This window comes from Streptomyces fractus, assembly GCF_049844455.1.
Lineage (GTDB): Bacteria > Actinomycetota > Actinomycetes > Streptomycetales > Streptomycetaceae > Streptomyces > Streptomyces fractus.
The window spans coordinates 8,687,846-8,709,890 of the sequence record NZ_JBMYHI010000002.1 but is presented as its reverse complement, the minus strand read 5'-3'; the positions used below and the strand labels follow the sequence as shown (position 1 = coordinate 8,709,890).

General features: G+C 72.3%; 15 protein-coding genes. 8 read left to right on the top strand and 7 right to left on the bottom strand.

The window, feature by feature from the left end:
- Positions 1-10 precede the first annotated feature (10 nt).
- Positions 11-958 carry a LysR family transcriptional regulator gene (locus tag ACP4E5_RS41675; RefSeq protein ID WP_425838998.1) on the bottom strand — a complete coding sequence of 316 codons (948 nt, stop codon included), beginning with the start codon at positions 956-958 and terminating at the stop codon, positions 11-13.
- Positions 959-1,090: 132 nt separating this feature from the next.
- Between ACP4E5_RS41675 and ACP4E5_RS41670 the strand changes: the two genes are divergently transcribed.
- The 3 genes from ACP4E5_RS41670 (at position 1,091) to ACP4E5_RS41660 (ending at position 4,538) form a co-directional block, all read left to right on the top strand.
- Entirely contained in the window at positions 1,091-1,690 is a 600-nt protein-coding gene (locus ACP4E5_RS41670) for a hypothetical protein (protein WP_425838995.1), read from the top strand.
- A gap of 10 nt (positions 1,691-1,700) precedes the next feature.
- Positions 1,701-3,092 (top strand): MFS transporter, encoded by a 1,392-nt coding sequence (locus ACP4E5_RS41665; RefSeq protein ID WP_425838993.1) that lies wholly within the window; start codon positions 1,701-1,703, stop codon positions 3,090-3,092.
- 168 nt (positions 3,093-3,260) lie between these two features.
- Positions 3,261-4,538, top strand: a complete 1,278-nt coding sequence (locus ACP4E5_RS41660) for a hypothetical protein (RefSeq protein ID WP_425838990.1) — start codon at positions 3,261-3,263, stop codon at positions 4,536-4,538.
- Here ACP4E5_RS41660 and ACP4E5_RS41655 read toward each other — a convergent pair.
- Entirely contained in the window at positions 4,513-5,385 is an 873-nt protein-coding gene (locus ACP4E5_RS41655) for a fumarylacetoacetate hydrolase family protein (RefSeq protein WP_425838987.1), read from the bottom strand. The genes ACP4E5_RS41660 and ACP4E5_RS41655 overlap by 26 nt on opposite strands.
- A gap of 80 nt (positions 5,386-5,465) precedes the next feature.
- Here ACP4E5_RS41655 and ACP4E5_RS41650 point away from each other — a divergent pair, with 80 nt between their 5' ends.
- The 5 genes from ACP4E5_RS41650 to ACP4E5_RS41630 all read left to right on the top strand — a co-directional run bounded on the left by ACP4E5_RS41650 (position 5,466) and on the right by ACP4E5_RS41630 (position 10,481).
- On the top strand, positions 5,466-6,212 hold the full coding sequence (locus ACP4E5_RS41650; RefSeq protein ID WP_425838985.1) for a FadR/GntR family transcriptional regulator: 747 nt from the start codon (positions 5,466-5,468) through the stop codon (positions 6,210-6,212).
- A complete protein-coding gene (locus ACP4E5_RS41645; protein WP_425838982.1) occupies positions 6,212-7,462 on the top strand; it encodes a DUF3500 domain-containing protein in 1,251 nt (416 codons plus the stop codon). Before ACP4E5_RS41650 ends, ACP4E5_RS41645 begins: the two co-directional genes overlap by 1 nt.
- 16 nt (positions 7,463-7,478) lie before the next feature.
- Positions 7,479-8,747: an MFS transporter gene (locus ACP4E5_RS41640; protein ID WP_425838979.1), complete on the top strand. Its 1,269-nt coding sequence runs from the start codon at positions 7,479-7,481 to the stop codon at positions 8,745-8,747.
- 88 nt (positions 8,748-8,835) lie between these two features.
- Complete coding sequence (locus tag ACP4E5_RS41635; RefSeq protein WP_425838977.1) at positions 8,836-10,029, top strand: FAD-dependent monooxygenase; 1,194 nt, start codon at positions 8,836-8,838, stop codon at positions 10,027-10,029.
- A gap of 86 nt (positions 10,030-10,115) precedes the next feature.
- Complete coding sequence (locus ACP4E5_RS41630) at positions 10,116-10,481, top strand: DUF1330 domain-containing protein (RefSeq protein ID WP_425838974.1); 366 nt, start codon at positions 10,116-10,118, stop codon at positions 10,479-10,481.
- A 14-nt stretch (positions 10,482-10,495) separates the two neighbouring features.
- Here the strand turns inward: ACP4E5_RS41630 and ACP4E5_RS41625 are convergent, their stop codons facing one another.
- The 5 genes from ACP4E5_RS41625 to ACP4E5_RS41605 all read right to left on the bottom strand — a co-directional run bounded on the left by ACP4E5_RS41625 (position 10,496) and on the right by ACP4E5_RS41605 (position 21,989).
- Complete coding sequence (locus ACP4E5_RS41625) at positions 10,496-11,845, bottom strand: TIGR02679 family protein (protein ID WP_425838972.1); 1,350 nt, start codon at positions 11,843-11,845, stop codon at positions 10,496-10,498.
- Positions 11,836-16,077, bottom strand: coding sequence for a TIGR02680 family protein (locus ACP4E5_RS41620; protein WP_425838969.1), 4,242 nt, complete (start codon positions 16,075-16,077; stop codon positions 11,836-11,838). Before ACP4E5_RS41620 ends, ACP4E5_RS41625 begins: the two co-directional genes overlap by 10 nt.
- 2 nt (positions 16,078-16,079) lie before the next feature.
- Entirely contained in the window at positions 16,080-17,309 is a 1,230-nt protein-coding gene (locus ACP4E5_RS41615) for a TIGR02678 family protein (protein WP_425838966.1), read from the bottom strand.
- Entirely contained in the window at positions 17,306-18,907 is a 1,602-nt protein-coding gene (locus ACP4E5_RS41610; RefSeq protein ID WP_425838964.1) for a TIGR02677 family protein, read from the bottom strand. The genes ACP4E5_RS41615 and ACP4E5_RS41610 overlap by 4 nt, the downstream gene beginning before the upstream one ends.
- A gap of 319 nt (positions 18,908-19,226) precedes the next feature.
- Positions 19,227-21,989: a helix-turn-helix transcriptional regulator gene (locus tag ACP4E5_RS41605; RefSeq protein ID WP_425838962.1), complete on the bottom strand. Its 2,763-nt coding sequence runs from the start codon at positions 21,987-21,989 to the stop codon at positions 19,227-19,229.
- Positions 21,990-22,045: the final 56 nt, after the last annotated feature.

The following is a 22,045-nucleotide window of genomic DNA, read 5'->3' as shown; positions in this document are numbered from 1 at the left end:
AACTCTGCGCTCATGGCGTGGCATCCTCGCGCCGCCGCCCGGCCGATGCGCCCGGGACCAGCCTCGACGCGGAGGCCGTGATCAGGTCGAGGGCCTGCGCGACCACCGGGTGGCGGGCGCCGCCCTTGCGGGTGGCGGCGAGGATGCGGCGGGCGGGGGCGGGTTCGCCGGAGAGGGGGATGCGGGCCACTGGCCATTCGGTGTCGATGCGGGCGAGGCGCGGCACCAGGATCACGCCCAGGCCGTGCGCCACCATCGCCGTGCCGGTGTCCCACTCGTCGGACTGGTGGCCCATGTCGGGCATGAACCCGGCGGCCATGCACGCGGTGACCAGCAGGTCGTGGTACGTGGTGCCCGGCGTGCCCACGATCCAGGTCTCGCGGGCGGCGTCCGCGAGGACCACCCGCTCGCGCGCCGCCAGCGGGTGGCCGGCCGGGACGACCAGGTCGAGGGGGTCGTCGAGGAGCGGCTGCTGTTCGAAACGCTCGTCGGTCAGGGGCGGCGAGTCGGCCGTCACGACGACCAGGCCGAGGTCGGCCTCCCCGGTGAGCAGCAGCTCGAAACAGCGCGCCGGCTCCGCCTCCACCAGCCGGACCCCGAGCTGCGGATGCCGCTCGCGCAGGGTCGCGGCGGTGGACGGCAGCAGGTGCGTGGCGGCCGTGGAGAAGCCGCAGAGCGTGAAAGAGCCGGTCTGCACGTCGGCCATCGCCGCGAGGTCGCTGCGCGCCCGCTCCCACTGCGCCTGAAGGACGGCCGCGTGCTGGAGCAGCGTACGGGCGGCGGCGGTCAGCTTGACGCCTCGACCCGCGGGCTCCATGAGCACCACGCCGACCTGGTCGGCCAGTTGACGCAGTTGGTACGAGACCGTCGACGGCTTGAGCCCCATGGCCTCGGCGGCCGCGGTCACGCCGCCGTGGGCCTCGACCATCTGCAGCACCTTGAGCTTCGGATCGATCATCCAAATATTCTGCACGGTCTCATGCAAGATCGTGTAATTGTGTCGATGAGTGAGGGGTGGCACCCTTCCCGGGTGTTGTCCAAGAGTCCTTCCCTGCGCCCGAATCGGGGTGTCCCGACGGGAACGCGCGCCTTGTTCGCCATGGTCTCGGCCGTCCGCTTCCTCGCCTGGGCCACGGCGGGCCTGTTCCTCGCCGTCGTTCCCGCTGTCCTGATCGTCTCGGGGCGGAGCGATCCGGCCGTCGTCTTCGGTGCTCCGCTGGCCGTTCTCGTCTGCTCGGCGCTCGCTCGGCCGCTCGCCGCCGAACTCGGCAGCCGTTGCGCGCAGTTCGCCGGTCTCACCGCACTGCTGGTGAGCCTTGCCGCGCTGTCGCTGACGGCGGGAACGTCGGCCTGGGCGACCCTGGGCGCCGCCGTGTTCGCCGGACTCGGTCACGGGCTCGGCCGCGCGGGAGCGAGCGCCGCCCTCGGCGTGCGTACGCCCCGCGCCGCTCACCTGGGCCTCGGCCTGCCGGTCCTCGCCACGGCGCTGCTCGCGCCCGCGAGCTCCCCGGAGACCGCGACGGCCGTGGTGGCGTCGGTGGTCGCGCTGCTCGTCTTCCCGGCGACCGGCGCCGTCCTGGAGGTCGGCCGCACCGCACGCCGGCCGAGGCAGCACCTTTCGCAGCCCGTTCACTGGGTGGACCCGACTCCCCTGTCCGGGAATCCCGCCCGCCGCACCGCGCAATTCTGAGGAGTAGTACGTGCCAGCCGCGCACACCGTTTCCGAGCTTCCCGATACCAAGGGCGGCCCGGCCGGCGAGACATTGGTGACCGACCCGAAGGTGACCCGGAGGGCCGTGGGCGCCGCGGCCATCGGGAACATCACCGAGTGGTTCGACTTCGGCGTCTTCGCCAATCTGACCCCGGTGCTCACCGCGGTGTTCTTCACCGGCGCGAGCCAGGCCGTCGGCACGATCGGAACCCTCGGCCTGTTCGCGGTCGCCTTCCTGGTGCGCCCCATCGGCGGCATGTTCTTCGGCCCGCTCGGCGACCGCATCGGCCGCACCAAGGTGCTGTCGATCACGGTCATCATGATGGCCGCCGGCACGTTCGTGATCGCGTTCATCCCCGGCTACGAGACATGGGGTCCCGCCGCCCCGCTGCTGATGCTGCTCGCCCGCCTCGTGCAGGGCTTCTCGACCGGCGGCGAGTACGGCGGCGCGATGACGTTCATCGCCGAGTACGCCCCCGACAAGAAGCGCGGATTCCTCGGCAGCTGGCTGGAGTTCGGCACGCTGACCGGTTATCTCCTCGGCGGCGTCGCCGGCCTGGTCATCCAGCTGCCGGGCGTCATGTCCCACGAGGACCTGCTGTCCTGGGGCTGGCGCATCCCGTTCCTGATCTCCGGGCCGATCGGCATCATCGGGCTCTACCTGCGCCTGAAGCTGGAGGACACCCCCGCGTTCAAGGCCGCCGTGGCCGAGCAGCAGGGCCGTGAGGGCAATCAGACCCTCAAGGAGATCCGCCGCGTCTTCACCGACCACTGGCGTCCGATGCTGATCTGCATGGGCCTGGTCCTCGTCTTCAACGTCACGAACTACATGCTCACGACGTACATGCTGGAGTACATCGACAAGTTCGCCCCGTCGGTGAGCCCCACGTGGGCGCAGCTCCTGGAGATCGGGGTGCTCGCCGTCGGCATGGTCCTGATCACCTTCGTGGGCCGGCTGTCGGACCGGATCGGGCGCAAGCCGGTGCTGTTCTTCGGCTGCGGCATGCTGATCGTGCTCGGCGTTCCCTCCGTGCTGCTCATCCAGCAGAACACCCTGATGTCGGTCTTCCTCGGCCTGGTGCTGATGTCGCTGATGCTGCTCTGCTTCAACAGCACCATCCCCTCCACGCTCCCGGCGCTGTTCCCGACGGACATCCGTTACGGGGGTCTGTCGATCGCGTTCAACATCTCGGTCTCGCTGTTCGGCGGCACGACCGCCGTCGTCAACGCCCTTCTGGTGGAGGCCACCGGCGACGTCAACGTGCCGGGCTACTACCTGATGGCGGCGGGCGCGATCGGCGCCGTCGCCGCCTATTTCGCGGCGGAGTCCGCGGGACGGCCGCTGCCGGGTTCGGCCCCGGCGGTGGAGGCCCGCGCCTGAGACGCGAGCTCCGTACGGCCCCGGTCACATCTGTTGAAATTTGTGTGACCGGGGTTTTGACGTTGTCCGGATGATGTCGCGGGGCTGTCACAGGGCAACAGCTGCGCGCACGACCGTGCCTACGGTGTCGGTGCAGTGGACAGCGATCCCCCCACGGATTGGACAGCAGTGACTCGCCACACCACCTCTCGCCGCATGCTCCTGGGCGCCACCGGCGCCACCCTCCTCACCGCGGCGTGCTCACCGTCGTCCGACACCACGTCGTCGGGTTCGTCCGGCTCGTCCGCCTCGAAGACCGCGCCTTCGACGTCGGCATCGGTCGAGGGCAAGGCCGCGGCGGCCGAGGGCGGGGCTCCCGGTGGCGCGCCCGACGGCGCGCTCGGCGTGAACTTCAACGAGGACCCCGCGGGTCTCGGCGCGGCCCAACTGCGGGCGCTCTCCGCCACGTGGGTGCGCGGCTTCGTCCCGATGACGCCGGGCGATCTCGGCGGGGACGTCACGCGGCAGCGCGCCGTCAAGGCGCTCCTGAGCGCGCACGGTGACGGCCGCAAGACGATCCTCTCGCTCAAGTTCCCCTATGCGCTGGGCCCCACGAAGGGCCCGCTCCCCGCGCCGGGCAGCACCGAACTGAAGGACCTGCTGGCACTCGTGGACCGGGTCCTGGCCGCCGTCATCGGCAAGGTCGACATCCTCACGATCGGCAACGAGCCGTTCCTGGAGACGCTGAAGGAGGAGCGTGACAAGACGCTGAACGTGTTCTACGAGACGCTGGCCCGCCACGTCATCGAGTACCGCGAGCGGCACGGCGGCGCGAACTCCGGCACGAGCCTCTACATGGGCGCGCTCAACAACCTCGACAGCCCTCAGGGCCGCACGCCCGCGACCGAGCGGTGGCTGCGCTTCGTCAACAAGACACCCGAGCTGGCCGGCGTCGACATCCACCCGCACGTCACGTCGCTGCAGAACGCCGCCAAGTTCATCAACTACGTGATGCCGTCGCTGCGTCCGGACCAGAAGTTCCTCGCCACGGAGTTCTCCCTGGTGCAGTTCTGGGCGGGTCACATGCACGACCCGGTGTCCCCGGCGTTCGCCAAGCGCTACCACGTGGACCCGGGGCGGCAGGTCTGGCAGGTGATCGGGGACGCCATCAAGCAGCCGTTCCCGCAGCAGAAGTGGGACGACTTCGTCTCCCTGACGCAGTGGTTCGACCACAGCAGGAACTACCTCACCGAGCAGATGAAGGCATTCCGCGACACCGGGAAACTGGCGGTGGCGACCTACGGGGGCCTCCAGATCGAGTCGATGGCCTCGGGATGGGACGGCAAGAAGACGCCGTGGATCCTCAACCCGCTGTACGCCAACCGGACCGTGCGGCCGGGCAAGGACGGCGCCCTGGGCCGCAACGTGTGGTTCGACCAGTTCAAGGCCCTTCAGGGGAACGCCTGACGATCGTGTTGCGCAGCCGCCCGAGGCGCTCCACCTCCACCTCCACGACGTCACCGGGGTGCAGCAGCCACGGGGGCGTGCGCGCGTAGCCGACGCCGGAGGGGGTGCCGGTGGCCAGCAGGTCGCCGGGGCGGAGGGTGAACGTGCGGGAGATGTGGGCGAGCGTGTCGCCCACCCCGTACACCATCTCGTCGGTGCCGGCGTCCTGGACGATCTCGCCGTTCACCCGGGTCACGACGCGCAACCCGGCGCGCAGGTCGCCGACTTCGGCGGCCGGGACCATGGGGCCGAGCGGCCCGGAACGGTCGGCATTCTTGCCGAGGATCCACTGCGAGGTGAGTTTCTGGGCGCGGCGCGCGGTGAGGTCGTTGAACGTGGAGTAGCCGACGACCGCGGCCAGCGCCTCCTCGGGCGTGGCGTCCACGAGCGGCGCCCCGACCCACGCGACGACCTCGCCCTCCCAGTCCAGGCCGTCCTCGCCGGTCGGGACCGGCACCTCGGCGCCGTCGACGGTGAGCGACCGCGTCCACCGCGCGAACAGCGTGGGGAACTCGGGCAGTTCCTGGTCGCGGAAGGTGCCCTCCGCCGCGTGCTTCAGGTAGTTGAGCCCGATGCAGATGACACGGGCGTCGGGCCGCACCGGCGGCACGAACGTCACGGTCGGGGCGGCGAGCGTCGGCCCCGCGGCGTCCGCGGCGAGGTGTCCGGACGGGTCGCGCCAGAAGTCCTCCAGCGGAGCCAGAACCGTGACCTCCCGCCCGTCGTCGGAGAGTTGGGCGACGTCCGTGCCCGCGTACGTGCCCGTGCCGATGACCTTGCCCGGCCGCCGGATACCCACTATGCGCATGCACTGCTCCCAGCCGTTGCCGTACGGAGAGAACCTCCTATCCCTTTAAAGGTTCGGAGGTTTGTGTTTCGATGGCGACTATGCCTGACGAACCAGCGACCCGACAAGCGGTCATCGGCGGCCTGGGCGCCGCACCCCGCCGTACGCGCGCCGAGCAGCTCGCCGCCGACCTCGACGCCCGGATCCGCGCACTGGGTCTGGCGGCCGGGGACCCGGTGGGCACCCTCGACTCCCTGCGGGAGGAGACGGGTTACGCGTATTCGACGGTCAGCGAGGCGGTGCGGATCCTGCGGGACCGCGGGGTGCTGCACATCCGGCCCGGCCGGGGCGGTGGCCTCTTCGTCGCCGACCGGGGCCCGGTCGTACGGCTGCGTCACACGCTGCTCGACGTACGGGACGAGCCGGAGACGGTCGCCGACGCCATCGAACTCCGGGACCATCTGGAGGTGTTGGTGAACATCGGCGCGGCCCGCTGCCGTACGGACGCGGATGTCGCCGAGCTGCGCGCGCTCCTGGGCGGGCTGCGCGAGGCGCCGGACTGGGACGGCTTCATGCGGGCCAACTGGGCGCTGCACGAGCGGATCGCGGCGATCTGCCCCAACCGGATGGCCGCCGCCGTCTACACCGGAACGCTCGGCCACCTCAACTCCTCGGCCTCCTCCCGGCTCGACGAGGACACGGAGGCGTCGCGGCACTACCGGGACGAGCGGTGCCGGGCGCACGAGAACCTCGTCGAGGCGATCGCCGCGGGCGACGAGTCGGCCGTGCGCGCGGCCGTGGCCCGGCACAACACGACTGCGCAGGCCCCGGCCGGGAGGGACGCCTGATGCCGTCCGCCGAGTTCCGCCGCTACCTCTTCCCTCCGGGCCACCCCCGTATCGGGGGGCTCAAGGGCCTTGATCCGTACGCCTATCGGGAGTTCGCGCAGGCCGAGGGCACGTTCACGGGCGAACTGATCCGGGGCTGGCGGCCTCTCTACAAGAACGACTTCCGGGGCGTCACCGAGGACGGTTCACTGCGCGAGGGCCTGTACCCCCTCGAACCGGCCGAGCGGGGCGAGAGGGCACCCGTCGCCGAAATGGTCGCCGCGGCACGGGAGTTGCTCGGCCGCCTGGACGACGCGGGCCGGGACCGGATCCGCCACCCCGTGGACGCCGTGGAGTGGCAGACGTGGGCCAACCCGGAGTTCCTCCAGTTCGACACGGGCCTGCGGCTCGAGTTCCAGCCGCCCGAGGTGCGCCGTGCGGCGCTCGGCCTCGTCCGGGCATCGCTCAGCGCGGAGGGGTACGAGGAGGTCCGCACGATGATGCGGATCAACGGTTTCCTCGGCGACGTCGTGGGCCTCGAGAACATCCTCAACGAGTTCAGCTACAACATCGCCCTGTACGGCACACCCGACGAGCACGCCCCGTGGGGCTGGCAGCTGTTCGGCCACCACTGCGCGGTCAACTGCCTTGTGGTGCAAGGTCGTTCAACAATCGGCCCGCTCTTCCTCGGGGCGGAGCCCAACCAGATCGACGCCGGTCCGCACGCCGGGACGACCGCGTTCACCGAACGTATCGCCCTCGGCAGGCGGATCATGGACGCGCTCACTCCCGAACTGCGCGCGAAGGTAACGGTGTTCGAGCGGATGGTCGACCCGGAGATGCCCGAGGGCCGCGTGCACCCCGGTGACGAGCGGCACCTCGCCGGCGCCTTCCAGGACAACCGCGTCATCCCCTTCGAAGGCGTGCGTGTGCGCGACATGTCACACACGGCAAGGGAGTTGACGTGGGCAGCAGTGGAGGAGTTCCACAAGGCGCTGCCCGCGGGGCCCCGCGCCGCCCGGATGCGGGAGATCCGCTCGCACCTCGACGAGACGTGGTTCTGCTGGATCGGGAGCCACGAACCCGACGACGTCTTCTACTACCGCATCCAGTCCCCCGTGGTCGTCGCCGAACTCGACCACCACTGCGGGGTGTTCCTCGACTACGACTCCCCCAAGCCGTTCCACGTCCACACCGTGCTGCGTACGCCGCACGGCAATGACTACGGCCGCAGCTGGGTGCGACAGTGGCAACAGGGGCGTCACCGGTAACCAAGGAGGGCGCACGATGAGGGCCAGGCTCGGCATGCCCGCCGTGAAGGCGGGAGCGAACACGTCCGGCGCACGCACCACCGGGGCGCGCACGGCCACGGCACTCGGCCTGGCCATGCTGTGCATCGAGGGCTACGACCTGTTCATCCTCGGCGCCGTCGGCCCCGCTCTTCTCAACCATCCCGGCTGGGACGTCACCAAGTCGACACTGGGCTTCCTGGGCAGCCTCACCGCGCTCGGCATGCCCATCGGATCGGTGGCCGCGGGCTGGGCAGGAGACCTCTACGGCCGACGCCTCCCGATGATGATCGGCCTGTCGTGGCTCTCCCTCTGGATGCTCCTCAGCTCGGTCGCCGGCACCCTCGGCTTCTTCGCCGCGACCCGCTTCGCCACCGGCATCGGCCTGGGCGCGCTCATCCCGCTCGTCACCGCGTACGTGAGCGAATCGGCCACGCCGGCACGCCGCAATCTCCAGGTCGGCACCGCCCTGACCGGACTCGCCTTCGGCGGCATCATCACGGGCGTCCTGGGCCGCGCACTGCTGCCCGCATGGGACTTCCACACCCTGTTCCTCTTCGGCGTCTTCCCGCTGATCCTCATTCCTGTGGTGTGGCGCCTCGTCCCGGCGGCGCTCCCCACGGCGACGCGCGGGACCGCGGAATCGGCCACCTCCGCCAACCGCCTGGGCGAAATCCTGGTCGCACGGCACCGCAGAGCCACCCTCCTCTTCTGGGCGGCCACCTTCACCGGCCTGGTACTCGTCTACGGCGCGGGCACCTGGCTGCCGACGCTCATGGTCAACAGCGGCTACGACCTCGGCTCGTCCCTGGAGTTCTCCATCGCGTTCAACGTCGGCGCGGTCGTCGGCACACTGGCGGCGGTCCTGTTCGCCGACCGCGGCTTCCTCAAGGCCGCCACGGTGACGAGCTTCGTCCTCGCCGCACTCGCGATGATCACGCTGAGCACCCCGCAGCCGCGCCCCGTGCTGCTGCTCGCGTGCGCGGTCGCGGGGCTCGGCGCGCTGGGCACGCAGAACCTGGTCAACATCGCGGTCGCCCACTACTACCCGGCCCAACTGCGCGGCACCGGACTGGGGTTCAGCCTCGGCGTCGGCCGCATCGGGGCGATCGTGGGCCCGAGCTACGTCGGCGCGGTGACCGTCCTGTTCACCTGGCCCAAGGCCGGCTTCTACGCGTTCGTGGTGCCGGCGGTGCTGGGTGCGGTACTCGCGGCGATGTTCAAAGGGACAGCCCGGGACGATCCGGCGGAGGCGGCCGGAACGTAGCCGTAGCCGCAGCCGCACCCAGCAACACGTCGGCGGTGCCGCGGCGCCGGGAACAAGGACGTACACAGCGAGGACCCAGGAGGAATCAGTGCGCGACAGGCAGCAGACCGGGCCGCGGATCGCGATCGTGGGCGGCGGGATCGGCGGCATGGCGGCCGCGGCCTTCCTCCACCGCGCGGGCCTGGCCGTGACCGTCCACGAGCAGGCGTCCGCGCTCACCGAGGTCGGCGCGGGCCTGGTGCTCGCACCCAACGCGGTGCGGCCGCTGCGCGCGCTGGGCGTGGCGGAATCCGCGCTGCGCCGGGCCGTACCCCTGGACTGGGGCTGGGAGTTCCGCCGCTGGCAGGACGGCACAGTACTGTCCGCGGAACGCCTCGACGGGGTGTGCGAGCGCCTCTACGGCGAACGCACCTACACCGCCCACCGCGCCCACCTGCTCGACGCCCTCCGGTCGGCGGTCCCGGACGGGGCGGTGCGGCTCGGGGCGCGCTGCACGGCCGTCGAGCCGCACGCCGACGGGGTGCGGCTGACCTTCGCCGACGGCACCCGCACCGACGCCGACCTGGTGATCGGCGCGGACGGCATGCACTCCCTCGTCCGCGAGACGGTCGCCGAGCCGCAGCGCCCCCGCTTCTCGGGCCTGTGCGCGTTCCGCACCGTGGTCCCCGCCGCCGCGGCCCCCGCCTTCGCCCTGCGCCGCGCGCAGACACTGTGGCTCGGCCCCGGCCACCACTTCGTGCACTATCCGATCTCCGGCGGCGCGGGCGTGAACGTGGTCGCGTTCGCCCCGGCGACGGACGAGGCGGAGGAGTCGTGGAGCGCGAAGGCCACGGTCGAGGAGTTCCACGCGGAGTTCGCCGACTGGGATAACCGGGTGACCGCACTCATCAAGTCCGGCTCGATCCCCGGACGTTGGGCCCTCTACGACCGCCCGCCCCTGCCCTCGTGGACCCGCGACCGCATGACACTCCTCGGCGACGCCGCGCATCCCATGTTCCCGTTCTACGGCCAGGGGGCGGCGCAGGCGCTGGAGGACGCGGCGGTCCTGGCCCGCTGCCTCGCCACCACCCCGGACACCCCGGCCGTCGCCCTCGCCCGCTACGAGACGGAACGCATCCCGCGCACCACCCGCCTCCAACAGGTGAGCCACGCCCGCGCCGAGGCCAACCACCTCCCGGACGGCCCGGAACAACGGGCACGGGACGCGGCGCTCGGGGACGCGGATCCATTGGTGGGCAGTGGGTGGATCTACGGGTACGACGCGGGGGCGGTTGCCCTCTAGGGCTCTCACCATGCAGGGTTCTCGGGCCGACGACGTCGATGAGAACTGCAACTGGACACGAAGCCGAACAGGAAGAGGAGTTGATCGTGGCGGTCGATCCGAAGGGTACCGATCTGAAGCGACTGCTGGCCGAGGATCCGGGCGGGCCGGTCGTGATGCTCAACCTGCTGCGCTTCGCGCCGGACGGCCGCGCCCTCTACCAGGAATACGCCCAGCGCGTGGAGGACACATTCCTGCCACGCTACGGCGGCGAGGTCGTCTACTCCGGCACGGGCGGCAACCCCTTGGTCGCCGACGACGGACAGGCCTGGGACGCGGTCCTGCTCGTGCGCTACCCCAGCCGCGAGGCCTTCGCCCGCATGGTCGCCGACCCCGAGTACCAGGAGGTCACGGACTTGCGGACGCGGGCGTTGAGTGAGGCGGTGCTGCAGCCGCTCTCGGAAGGGGTGTGAGCCCTCGCCGAGCGTTACGGCGCCGCCCGCCCCGGCGCCAGGTCGGCCAGCAGGTCGTCCAGCACGGCCTCCTCCTCGACCCGCACGCCCAACTCTTCGAGCGCAACTGCCAGTTCCGGATCCCAGGGCGCGGCGGCGGGGCTGCCGACCAAGGGCTCCGCTCCTGTCAGTCGGGCGGCGGCACGCCGGTAGTCCGCGGCGACGTAGCGCCAGGGGCGCCACGTGATGTGCCGAGCGAGAGTCGCAGCGATCCGGAGGCCACCCCAGTCGAAGTCCCCGTGGTAGCGGAACTCGACGGAGGGCCCCGGGGACACTGTGCGCATCCCCGCCAGCAGGGTGAGCGCGGCCGTCGACGGCTGCCCCTGCAGACATACCAGGGGCGGACAGGACGGTCCGTAGGCCTCCGCCGCCGCGGACAGGACGGTGGGGTTCTCGCAGATGTACACCGGACCCGACGCCTCGACTCGCTGACCACGCACCAGTTGCCGAAGCGTCAAGATGGCGGGTTCTCCGGCGTCGGCGAGCCAGTCCAGGGCCGGGGTCCCGCGCAGATTGAGAGTCAGGACGGTGGAGGAAAGGTCGTCGCGCAGCAGTCCGGCGGACGCCCACGCCTCGCGTCGCCATCGAGAGCCGCTGCCATCGGGGAATTTGGTCAGCGCGCGGATCCCGGACAGGACGAGGGTCGACAGCGGTGTCCCGTCGTCGAGTGCGTGGGCGGAGCCGAGTACGCGGGCCGCGTAGGCCGGCAGGGAAACGGGCGGGTCGGCGGGCAGGTGGCGCAGCGCCTCCACCGCGTCGGCCGCCAGTCCGCGCGCCGACTGCGGGTCGCCCGACAACCGCCGCACGAGTCCTGAGGCGGACAACTGCCCTACCCAGGCGCAGAGTTGCGAGGCGGCTCCCGGTGTGCCCGCCAATCCGTCCAGCGGTGCGAGCGCCCACCGCCAGGCCCGCTCCTCGCGCATCCGGGCCTCTGCGAGCGGAGTGACAGTGCCGGTGAGCGCGACGACGGCCGGGGCGAGGCCGTCCGGGCTGACGCCGGAGCGCCGCAGGAGGCCGTCGACAGCGTCGAGGCGGACGCTGAGGCTGCGCCCGCCGACGCGCGGCGCCCGCCCCATGAGCCGTTCCGCTGCCGCCTGTTGAGCGGGCGTGGGAGATGTCAGACTGACGCTCCCCGTGAGGGGCTCGTCCCGTTCGAGGCGTCGTCTGGCGCGGTCCAGCAGCCAGGCCAGGTCGGGATCGCCGAGCAGACGCCGCAGGCGGGCGTCGTCGACGGGAGGCGCCGCCGCGGTGACGTCGAGCTGTGTCGAGGGCGTCGGTTCCGATTCCCTGCCCGGCCGGCGTCCGGGCTGCTCACTCAATCCCACAGGGACTCCTGGGCCACTTCCTCGTCGACTGTGTCGCCGGGGCCACTGCCGGGCTCCGACGCCTCGGTCCCTGCCGACACGCTGCGGGGAGCGGGTACGAAGGGCGTGAACGACGGGCCCGGCTCCGGCCCCTTGTCCCTTCGCGCCCCATCCCACTCCCACCGGCTGACCAGCACCGCGGCGATCTCGTCGATCCTGGAGAGCTGTGCGATGGCGATCCCCGGCACCTGCGGGTAGCACGCCCACTCGCGCTCGCTGGTCATCACCACGTCCAGGTCGAAGGCGTGCAGCAGGCCGAGGCACTTGGCGCGCGAGTCGTCGTCGACGCCCGCGAACGCCTCGTCGAGCGTGACCAGGCGCGGCGCATGCGCGTTGGCGGCCGTCCGGTAGTGCGAGGAGGCCGCGGCGAACAGCGGCACCGACACGGCCAGGACACGCTCGCCGCCGGAGGCGGGGCCGGTCGCGGGCACCCACTTGCCGTGCTGGTGACGCTCGACGCCGAACTCGTGCCAGGCGCGGTAGTCGAGCGCCTCGGTCAGGTGCTCCAGCCAGCTGCCCGCGCTGTCGCTCTCCTGTTGAGCCGCGATCTGTGCCTGGAGGAACTCCCCCACAACGGCACGATCCTCGGTCGACCACGCGTCGGCGGACTGACGCAGACACATGCGAGCCCTGGCGAGCCCGGCCGGAGCCTTGCGGGAGGGGCGCCACACCAGGCGCAGACGCATTCCGGTGGATGTGGGCCGGTGCTCGAGTTCGGCGTTCATCGCCGCCGCCTGCCGCTCGGCCGCGCCGATCATCTCCTGGAGTGTCCCGGCGACTTCGGTGAGCAGGTGCGTCTCCAGGATCTCGCGCTCGTGCGCGGACAGAATGCGCTGGAGTTCGGCCACCTCGGAGGTGAGCGCCTCGGCGAGATCCGGCACGGCCCGTTCGCGGCCCTGGTAGACGATGTCAACGACCATTCCGTCCTCGATCATGCGGGCGGAAGCGGAGTGGCCGTGCCGGGAGAGGGCGTCCTGAAGCGCCTTGTACTCCTCGTTCAGGCGCTTCTGCACGCGTTCCCAGGCTCCGTCCGAGCTGTCGACGGAGGTCAGCTCCTGCTCGACGGCACGGGCGAGTGCGATCGCCGGAGTCGGCGCCCAGGGGCCGCTGTCCCGGTCCGGGATGTCGAGTTCGGGCAGTGCGACGGTGAGCAGGCCGGTGCCGACGAACCGCTGGAACGCGGCGATGGCGTCGGCGCGCTGCGCCGTGGCCGCCGTGATGTCCTCCTGGAGTTGCTCGATGCGCCCCTCTGCCTTGTCTGCCAGGCGCTGTGCGGCGGTGTGCGCGTCCCGCGCCGCCCGCTCGTCGTGCGCGCAGGTGCGCAGTGCAGCCGCAGTCTCGGCGAGGCGGCGCTGCAGATCGGCGACGGCCGCGCCGACCGTGGCGCGCAGGGTGGTGTGGCGTTCGTCAGCAGCGGCCGCCAGGTGCGCCGCTTCTTCGGCGCGCGCGGCGAACGACTCGACGCGTCCGGCCGCCTCTTCCGTCTCGGTCTGTTCCCGTGCCAGCGTGCTCGCGCCCTCGGCGCGTTCGTTCAGGGCCGGCCACAGGGCCGCGAGGACGAGGGCGTGGTCGGTGAGCCCCTGCCGGACAGCGGCGAGTCCCGCACGGTCCGCGGGGAGCCCCACGTCGGCCGCCGTGTCTTCGAGTTCGCGCGCCGCCGCCTCGGCCTCTTCGGTGGCACGGGCCAGTCTCTCGGCCTGCTCGGCGTGGCGTGCCACGGCCCGCTGGGCTGCCTCGGCGGCCGCGGCGGCGAGGGCGTATGCCTGGCGCAAGGGAGCGTCGTCGGGCAGCGCGGCGAGTTCGGCGTCCAGGGTACGGCGGCGGGCTGCGACGTGTCGGGCGGCTTCCTCGACGCGGCTCAACTTCCCACTTGTGTCCTCCAGTTCGGCGAGGACGACCGCGAGGCGTGCACGGCGGGCCGTCTCGCGGGCCCCCTCCCCCACGTATTCGGCGGCCGGCTTGGTCCAGCGGCCGGTGAGCGCGCCCACCCGAAACCGGCCGTCGGTGCTCACCACGGTGTGGGCGCCGGTGTTCTCGGGGGAATCGGCGACGGCCCTCGCGCCCAGCGCTACGGAACGCAGGAGCCGGTCGACGGCTGCTTCGGACACGGTGGTCGCGCCCGCGTCGCCATGGTCGACGGCGGGCCGCAGCACGTCGGCGAGTGTCGGTCCGGCAAGCGGGAACGAGGCACGTACCAGAACGTCCTCGGTGTCGACGGTGGTGACGGCGCTGCCGTCGGGCAGCACCCAGGCGTCCAGCAGTCCCGAAGCCTCGAGGGCGGCTTCGAGTCCGGCTCGGGCTTCGGCTGCGAGTGCCGGGGCGATCCCGCTGTCGTCGCGGAAGTCCACGAGCCGCCAAAGCGGCGCGCCCTCTCGCCCGTCCCGCGCGCCGTCGCCGCGCGTGTACGGCGCGGCCGGGCCGCGCTGACCTCCCGCCTCCAACTGGGCGCGCTCGCGATGCAGTTCCGCTTCCGTCAAGCGCAGGGAGTCCCTCTGTTGCGCGTGGTCGGCCGCCGCGTCGGCGAGTTCGGCGGCGCGCTCGCGGTGGGCGGCGCTCACGGCGGTCCGGGCGGGGGACGGGCCGTCCAGGTGACCGGTCCAGTCCTGCAAGCGGTCGAGGGCCCCGGCCTGGTCGCCGACCGTCAACTCCGTGCATCGGGCCAGGTGTTCACGTACCGCGTCGACAAGTCCCCGTCCGGCGGTCTCGGCGGCGCGGTCCGCCTCGGCGCGGCGCTCGGCGGTGTGCGTGGCCTCTTCTTCGGCGTCGTCGGCGCGGCGGGCCGCGGCGAGCCGCTCCGCCGACGCGTTCTCGACGCGTGTGGCGAGTTCGTCGATGTACGCGACGGTGCGCTGTCTCCGCTCCGTTTCCGCCTCTGCGGCCCTGCGCAGCACCGCGACCGGGTCGCCGTCAACCCGGATCTCGGCGGTGATACGGGCCGCTCGGGCCGTGTCCGCGGCGCGCGACAGCGTCTCGGTCACGCGTTCTTCGACGGCCCGCAGCCGCCCGGCGGCTTCGTTCTCTCGTACGAGGGCACGCTGGTGGAGGTTGGCGGCCTCGTCGCGGTCGCCCGCCGCCTGGGCGGCGAGGCCCGCTGTGCGCTGGGCATCGGCGGCCGCCTGTTCCAGTGCGCGCGCGTCCCGCATTTCCGGGCCCTCGCGCAGGGCCGTGTCCTGCGCGGTGAGTCGGGCGGAGGTCTCGGCCAGCCCGGCGAGCCGCTCGGCGGCCGTGTCCCGGTCCGCTTCCGCGGTGGACTTCTCGCCCTGGTGCCGGTTCAGGTCCCGATGGAGGGTCTCGTACCGTACGTGTTCCTCACGCGGGAGCCGGGCGCGGCGGCGGGAGACGACACGGGCGTAGCGGCGGTAGTGATCGAGGAACGCGGTCGCGGCGCGCTGTGCCTCACCGGCGGCGCGCAATTCCTCCTTCTCCTCGTCGAGGGAGCGGAACGCCTCGGCGACGTCCGCGACCACGGCCTGGTCCATCGGCGGGAGCGCTTCGGTCAAGGCCCGTGACAGGGCCGCCTCGTTGGGGCGTTTGGACAGCTGTGGCTGGCGGAGTTGGACGAGCAGGTCGACGAGGGCGGTGTAGCGCTGTTCCCCTAGCCCGAACAGAGCCTCGTCCACGGCCCGGCGGTATGCCCTCGCGGTGTCGTGGACCATGCCGTGCCCGGCGACGGCCTCGGCGAGCCGGTCGCGGGAGAGTGCCGTGCGGGTGGCGTCGAGGAGGCTGAGGTCCCGCCCGATCCGCTGGTCGGTGACGGCGAACCAGTGGCGGGCGATGCCCCGCCCCGCCACGGCTTTCAGGCCGCATACGAGAGTACGGAAGTGGTCCTCACCCGTGGCCTCGTCGCGGCGCCCGAACTCGATCCAGGTGTAGCCGAGACGTTCGGAGTGCGGGTGCTCGCCGCCGAGCAGCAGGTTCCACTCCATGCGCTTGTGCGGGTCACCGTCCGGCTCGACGCGCCGCGCGGAGAGGTCGCCGTCGAGGAGGAACGGCAGTGTCAGTGCGAGGACCTTGGACTTTCCTGTTCCGTTGTTGCCGCGCAGCAGGAGCTGACCGTCACGGAACCAGAACTCCTCGTCGTCGTAGTAGAAGAGGTCGACGAGCCCGATCCGCAGTGGCTTCCAGCGGCCCGGCGCCGGTTCGGGAAGCGCCTTGAGGGGCTGTGTGGTGGGCAGGTCGGCAGGGGCGGTCATGGTCACGTGCCCTTCCGGGGTGTGGCGGTGCGGGTGGTCCGGGTGTCGAGTACGACGGTCTCGCCGACGGCGTAGCGGGCCAGCGCGGGCCGCGCCCGCACGGTGGCGCCGTCACGTGCGACCAGGCCCAGGGCTTCGAGCCGGGTGACGGCTCGCTCGACGAGCTCGGGTTCGGCCCCCGGCTCCTTCGCAGTCTTGGACCAGAAGCTGCCGTGCTCCGCGGCGAGTTCGCGTACGCGTGCGTGCAGTGCGGTCAGGGTGACGGGTTCGGCCCGGGCAGCGAGGTGTTCGGCAAGGAGCAGGGTGATGTGTCCGTGGGTGCCCTGCTCGGGCATGCGGAGATCGGTGAGCTCGTCCTTCGGGTCGACCATCGCTATGCCCTCGGCTCGCACCTCGGCGACGAGTCCCGTCAGTTCGGTGATCCGGGCGGTCAGGAAGGAGCGCTGACGGGTCAGGTACGAGAGTTCCGCGTCGGTGAGTTCGTCGTAGTAGAGGACGGGGTCGTCGAGCAGACGTCGGGTGAGGGTGTGGCGGATGGCTCGGAAGCGAAGGTCGTCGCTGTCGAGGGCTGTTTCGGCTGCCAGTGCGACGAGACGATCCTCGAAGGTGGCGGCGTCGACGAGCGAGGGGCCGACCCGCGTGGCGAGCAGTCCGGCTAGCACGCGGCGCTCGACGTCGTAGAGGACGTCGCCCGCGCCGTTGACGTACGCGTCCTCGTCCCCGGCGACCCGGCGCAGCACGCCCAGGCGCAGCAAGAGACGCACGACAGCGGCAAGGTCGAGGCGTTCGTCGCGCCGGTCCAGGGTGAACTCGATTCCGGTGGCCGCGAGTTGAGGGTCGGCGGCGTCGAGGACGATGTGGTCCGCGAGCCGGCCGAGTGCGATCTGCGCCTCGCCGCGCTCCAGGGCCGCGAGGGCGAGGCACAGCAGGACGTAGCGGCGCCGTGTGAAGGGGCGGGCCGCCGTGTTCGGCTCGCGCGCGGGGTGGGTGGCATCGTGGCGGGTGCCGGGGGTCTTGCGCAGGCGGGCGGCCTGCGCGTCGACCCGCAGTGTCCAGCCGGTGTTGCGGTCGAACCAGTCCCGCAGGTCGTCGGCGTGCGCTCGCACCAGCCGGAACTCGTCCGCGTACGGGCCGGTGGCGAGCAACAGCGGCTCCTTGAGCAGCGCCCGCGCGGCCCGCTGGAAGTCGGCGGCGCGCTGCCCGTCGAGGACTTCGGTGGTCGGCGTGGTCATTCGGCGACTCCGTCCAAGGCGGCGTCTTCCGCAGCGACGTCCGCGTGGCCCGCCGTCAGGTCGACGATCTCCACGAGATGGTCGGGCCCCCGGAAGATCCCGTCCGGCATCCGGATCTCGGCCTGGCCCGAGTCGCCGGGCAGGGCGGTGAGCCGGATCTCCATGGCTCCGTCGTTACTGGTCGCGACGGTCCGCGTCATCCCGGGCCGCCAGGTGGCAAGGGCATCACCGAGCAATTGCAGGAACAGGCCGAAGGCGAGCGGATCGAGTTCACCAAGCCGGGAAAGGCGTATCTCCCCGTGGGTGGCGAGCCGGGCGCGCGCGACGGCGGTCTGCGCGGACTGCTTCGCTGCGAGCGCCGCGAGGTGGCGTCGGGCGTCCGAGCGGTCCTCGACCCTTCGAGCCTTGCCCCGCCGCTCGTAGCTTCCGGTGCGACGTAGCTGAGGGCTGATGCGCAGAGGTGGCGCCTGTGCCCAGGGGGTCGCGGCGCCAACCGGCCGAGTGCCCCGCTCGCGCTCCGTCTCCGCGTCCACGGAGAGGTGCCGGGCGGGGTAGAGGCCGAAGGCGGTGCGCCACAGCTGGTGCCGGGCCGCGTCGTCGGGAGCCTCGGCGAACCAGCGGGCGAGCGTACGGAAGTCCGCCGACCGGTCCGAGCGCCCGGCCCGTCGGTCGTTCAACGATCGCACTACAGCCAAGAGTTGGGGGATGGCGCCGAGCGCCCGGCCGCGCAGGAGGCGCGCCTGGGACTCCCGTCCGGCCCCGGAGACGAACCAGGCGGCCAGACCGCCCCAGCGCCCGCTCCATCGTTCATGGGCCAGCTTCTCGGCCCGGTCCGCCTCCTCCGGCGCCGCGTCCCCGGCCTCGCGCGCCGCTGCTATCCGTAGCAGCGGTTCGACGCGTCCCTCCAGCTCCCCGATGAGCTGGGCGATACGTCCGCCGAGCGTGATCAGGTCCTGGACGAACCGCTGGAGGTATTCGATGAGCCGGTCCTTGTAGGCGAGGAACACCTCGACCTCGACGCCGTGCAGGTCGATGGTGCTCTGCAGGGACCCCATGAACGCGCGGGCATTGTCGGCCAGCTCCGCGAACCGATGGGTGAGGGCCCCCAGCGTCAGGTGCACCTTCGCCGGATCGCCCGCCCCCGCCTCCACGTCCGAGGCGAGGACGAGCAGGGCACGCAGCTGCGTGATGATGTCCTCCAGGGCGACGGCCTGCAGCGCACCGCGCCGCCCGAGCGCGTCGTCGTACGCCCGCAGCGCCTCCTCCGCGGCCTCGCCCGCCCGCGTCAGTTGATAGATGAACCGCTTGCGGTAGAAGTCCTCGACGGCAGTGACGCGCGCCGTGTCGGGGTCGGCCCGCAGGTTCCCCCACCGCACCAGGGCATCGAGCGCCAAGCCGACCTGCTCGACGTCGGCGGGGCGCTGCTCGACCGGCAGCATCCCGTGCACATCCTCGGGCCGCAGGTGCACGGCGAAGCGCTCCTTCGCCTCGAGGAAGGTGCGCATGACCGCGCGGTACAGGGCGGCGTTCGGCACGGTGAGGTGCGCGAAGGGTGAGTAGTCCTCCGCGGCGGCGTGCGGTGGTCGTTCTTCGATCATCGCCGCCCATTGTCCCCGACGACGCAAGCGCGCGAACGAGTAATCGACACATCACAGCCGGTCAGAGGCGTCGCAGGCGGCCGGAGCCCGCGCGGCGGCGCCGACTGCATCACCTGGCGTACTCCCCTGGCGCCCGATCCCAGGGTTTTCCCCGTGGCCCAGGGGCCCGGCCGGGTCCATCGTGGAGACACGAAAGCACACGGGGGCTTTCGTCACGGGGGAACCGACGGGGGAACAACGGGGAACCCACGGGGGATACGGGGGACTGGGGGTGCCCGATGTGGGCACCCCCACTGTCTTGCCGCACCTTCACGGCGGGTCAGACGTGCGCCGACTCGCTGAGCAGGCGCACGAGTTGGGCCCGCCGGTGCACCCCGTCCAGCTTGCGGTAGATGTTGCCCAGGTGGAACTCGACCGTCTTGACGCTGAGGAAGAGCTGTTCCGCCGCCTGATGGTTGGTGACGCCGCGGCCGACGGCCAGGGCCACGCGGAGCTCCTGAGGGGTCAGGGCGTCCAGCGGGGTGGGGCCCGAGTCGACGCGGTCGCCGCCCGCCGCGTGGAGTTCGGCGGCGGCGCGGCCCGCCCAGCCCGCCGCACCGAGGCGTTCGAAAGTGGCGAGGGCGCGCTGAAGCCGGCGGCGGGCCTCGCTGCGGCGGCCCAGGCGGCGCAGGAGTTCTCCGCACGCGAAGTCGGTGCGTCCCCGCTCGAACGGGGCCTGAATGTCGGCCAGTTCGGCGAGGGCGCGGTCCATGTGCCGCTCGGCGTAGGCCGGTTCGAGCATGCCGCGGCAGCGGGCGGCCGCCGCCGCGGTGATGGGGCGCCTGCCGCGGCCCGCCTCGTGTTCAAGGACGCGCAGCACCTCGTACGCCTCGTCGGTGCGGTGCAGATGGACGTAGGCCTCGGCGAGGTCGGCGGCCCAGGAGAGATAGAGGCCGTCGCCGCGGCCGTTGGCGAGGGAGAAGGCGCGTACTACTTCCAGATGGGCTGCCGCCTCTTCGTAGTGGCCGAGGCCGAGTTCGAGGAGGCCGAGGGCGCCACGCGCGCGTGCCGCGTCCATGGGGAGTTCGGCGGCCGCGGCCAGGGAGCGGCACTGCGCCTCGTGGTCGCGGCAGTCCGCCTCCCTGCCCAGGACCGCTTCCGTGCGGGCCTGGGCCGCCAGAGCGCGGCACACCTCGATGACGCGGCCGGTGTCCTCGCCGAGCCGGACGGATTCGTCTGCGTGGGCGAGCGAGGCGTTCCACTCGCCGCGCCAGAACTCGACGACGGAGAGCGTGCCGAGGAGGTGGGCGAGGAGGCCGACCGTGCTGGAGGAGCGGGCCGCGTGCACGGCGCGGTCGAGGAGCGCGTAGCCCTGGTCGAGTTCTTCCGTCGCGAGGTAGCACAGGCCGCCGACGCCCGGGACCGGATAGGGGAAGGACAGGTCCGGTACGGCCAGGGGCTTTTCGAGGTCGTGGAGCAGGGCGCGGCCTTCCGCCGCGTCGCCGCCGAGGAGTTCGACCAGCGCGTGCAGGAGGCGTACGGGCAGGGCCGCCGCCGCGTCGCCGAAGGCGTTCGCGAGCTGCATCGACTCGGCGGACGTGGCGCGGGCCGCCGTGAGGTCGCCGATGGCGAGTTCGGTGAGGGTGATGCCGCCGAGCATGACGGCGGCGAGCGCGGGGTCGACGCGGCGGGCCTCGTCGACGGCGGAGCGCAGCTGTTCGCGCGCGCGGGCCGGGCGTCCGCGTTGGATGTCGACGTAGCAGCGCAGTTGGCGCAGGTCCAGGCGGGTGCGTTCGTGGGCGGCGTGGTCGAGGGCGCGGTCCAGGAGGTCGGCCGCCTCGTCGAGGGAACCGGCGGCCTGGGCGGCGCGGGCGGCGGCGAGCAGGCGGCGCGCCTTGCCCTCGTCGTCGGGGGTGAAGCGGGCGGCGTGGGCGTACAGGCGGGCGGCGAGCGGGAAGGTGAGGCTGCCGGGGCCGCCCGAGGCCGCCTTCGCGAGCGCGGCGGCGACCTCTTCGTCCGGGTCGGCGCCCGATTCGGACAGGTGCCAGGCGTAGCGTTCCAGCGCGGCGGGGGCGCGGGCGCCCCGGAGGGCGAGCGCGACGGTGCGGTGGGCGCGCCAGCGGCGGACGGCGCTCGCGCCGTGGTAGACGCCGGAGCGGACGAGCGGGTGGCGGAAGATGTACGCGCCTTCCTCGACCGTCATCAGGCCGGCCCGTTCGGCCGGTTCGAGGTCCGCGTACGTCAACTGGTGTGCGCGCAGGACCCGTTCGGTGCCGGCGAGGGGGCGGGGGCCGAGGACCGCGAGCAGCAGCATGGCGTCCCGGGTGGCGTCGGGGAGCCGCGTGATGGCGCTGTGGAAGGTGCGGGCGAGGATGTCGCCGATGGGCAACGGGGCGCCGCTGTCGGGGCGGTGGCCGCCGTGGGCGATGAGGGCGGGAAGTTCGACGAGGGCGAGGGGGTTGCCGCGGGCCTCGGACAGCAGCCACTGGACGTCGTGCGGAGGCAGCGGCTGCGCGGCCTCCTCGGCGACGAGTTCGCGCGCCGCCCCGGCGTCGAGGCCCCGGAGGCTGAGGGAGTCCACGGGCGCGAGACGGGAGGCCGTCTCGTCGGTGTCGCGGGTGGCGAACAGGGCGACGACGCCTTCGCGGCCCAGACGGCGGGTCGCGAAGGCAAGGGCGTCCAGGGAGTACGGGTCGAGCCACTGGGCATCGTCGACGACGACGAGGACCGGCCCGGACTCGCTGATCGCGCCCAGCAGGCTGAGCGTCCCCGCGGCGACCGCGAACCGGTCCTGCGCGACGGCCGGGCCGAGGGCGAGCGCGCCGGTGAGGGCGGCCGCCTGCCGTTCGGGGATGCGGTCGAGGTGGTCGGTGACCGGCCGGAACAGGTCCGCGAGCCCCACGTACGGCAGTTCGCTCTCCGCCTCGATGCCCTGTGTGCGCAGCCGTGTGAGGTCGCGGGCGACGGTCTCGGCGTAGCCGAGCAGGCTGGTCTTCCCGATGCCCGCCTCGCCACGGACGACCAGGGCGGCGCTGTGCCCGGTGCGCGCCCCGTCGACGAGGTCCGCGAGGCGCGCGCATTCCGCTGTACGGCCCACCAGCATGCGATCAGGGTAACCCGCGGTCACGCTGGGCGGGAGTTGCCAACTGGCCTGCTGTG

What these genes read in the sequence shown, in the direction of transcription:
- ACP4E5_RS41610 (WP_425838964.1), bottom strand. Translation starts at nt 18,907, where the DNA reads ATGATCGAAGAACGACCACCGCACGCCGCCGCGGAGGACTACTCACCC.
- ACP4E5_RS41645 (WP_425838982.1), top strand. Translation starts at nt 6,212, where the DNA reads ATGCCGTCCGCCGAGTTCCGCCGCTACCTCTTCCCTCCGGGCCACCCC.
- ACP4E5_RS41605 (WP_425838962.1), bottom strand. Translation starts at nt 21,989, where the DNA reads ATGCTGGTGGGCCGTACAGCGGAATGCGCGCGCCTCGCGGACCTCGTC.
- ACP4E5_RS41675 (WP_425838998.1), bottom strand. Translation starts at nt 958, where the DNA reads ATGATCGATCCGAAGCTCAAGGTGCTGCAGATGGTCGAGGCCCACGGC.
- ACP4E5_RS41620 (WP_425838969.1), bottom strand. Translation starts at nt 16,077, where the DNA reads ATGACCGCCCCTGCCGACCTGCCCACCACACAGCCCCTCAAGGCGCTT.
- ACP4E5_RS41655 (WP_425838987.1), bottom strand. Translation starts at nt 5,385, where the DNA reads ATGCGCATAGTGGGTATCCGGCGGCCGGGCAAGGTCATCGGCACGGGC.
- ACP4E5_RS41650 (WP_425838985.1), top strand. Translation starts at nt 5,466, where the DNA reads ATGCCTGACGAACCAGCGACCCGACAAGCGGTCATCGGCGGCCTGGGC.
- ACP4E5_RS41640 (WP_425838979.1), top strand. Translation starts at nt 7,479, where the DNA reads ATGAGGGCCAGGCTCGGCATGCCCGCCGTGAAGGCGGGAGCGAACACG.
- ACP4E5_RS41615 (WP_425838966.1), bottom strand. Translation starts at nt 17,309, where the DNA reads ATGACCACGCCGACCACCGAAGTCCTCGACGGGCAGCGCGCCGCCGAC.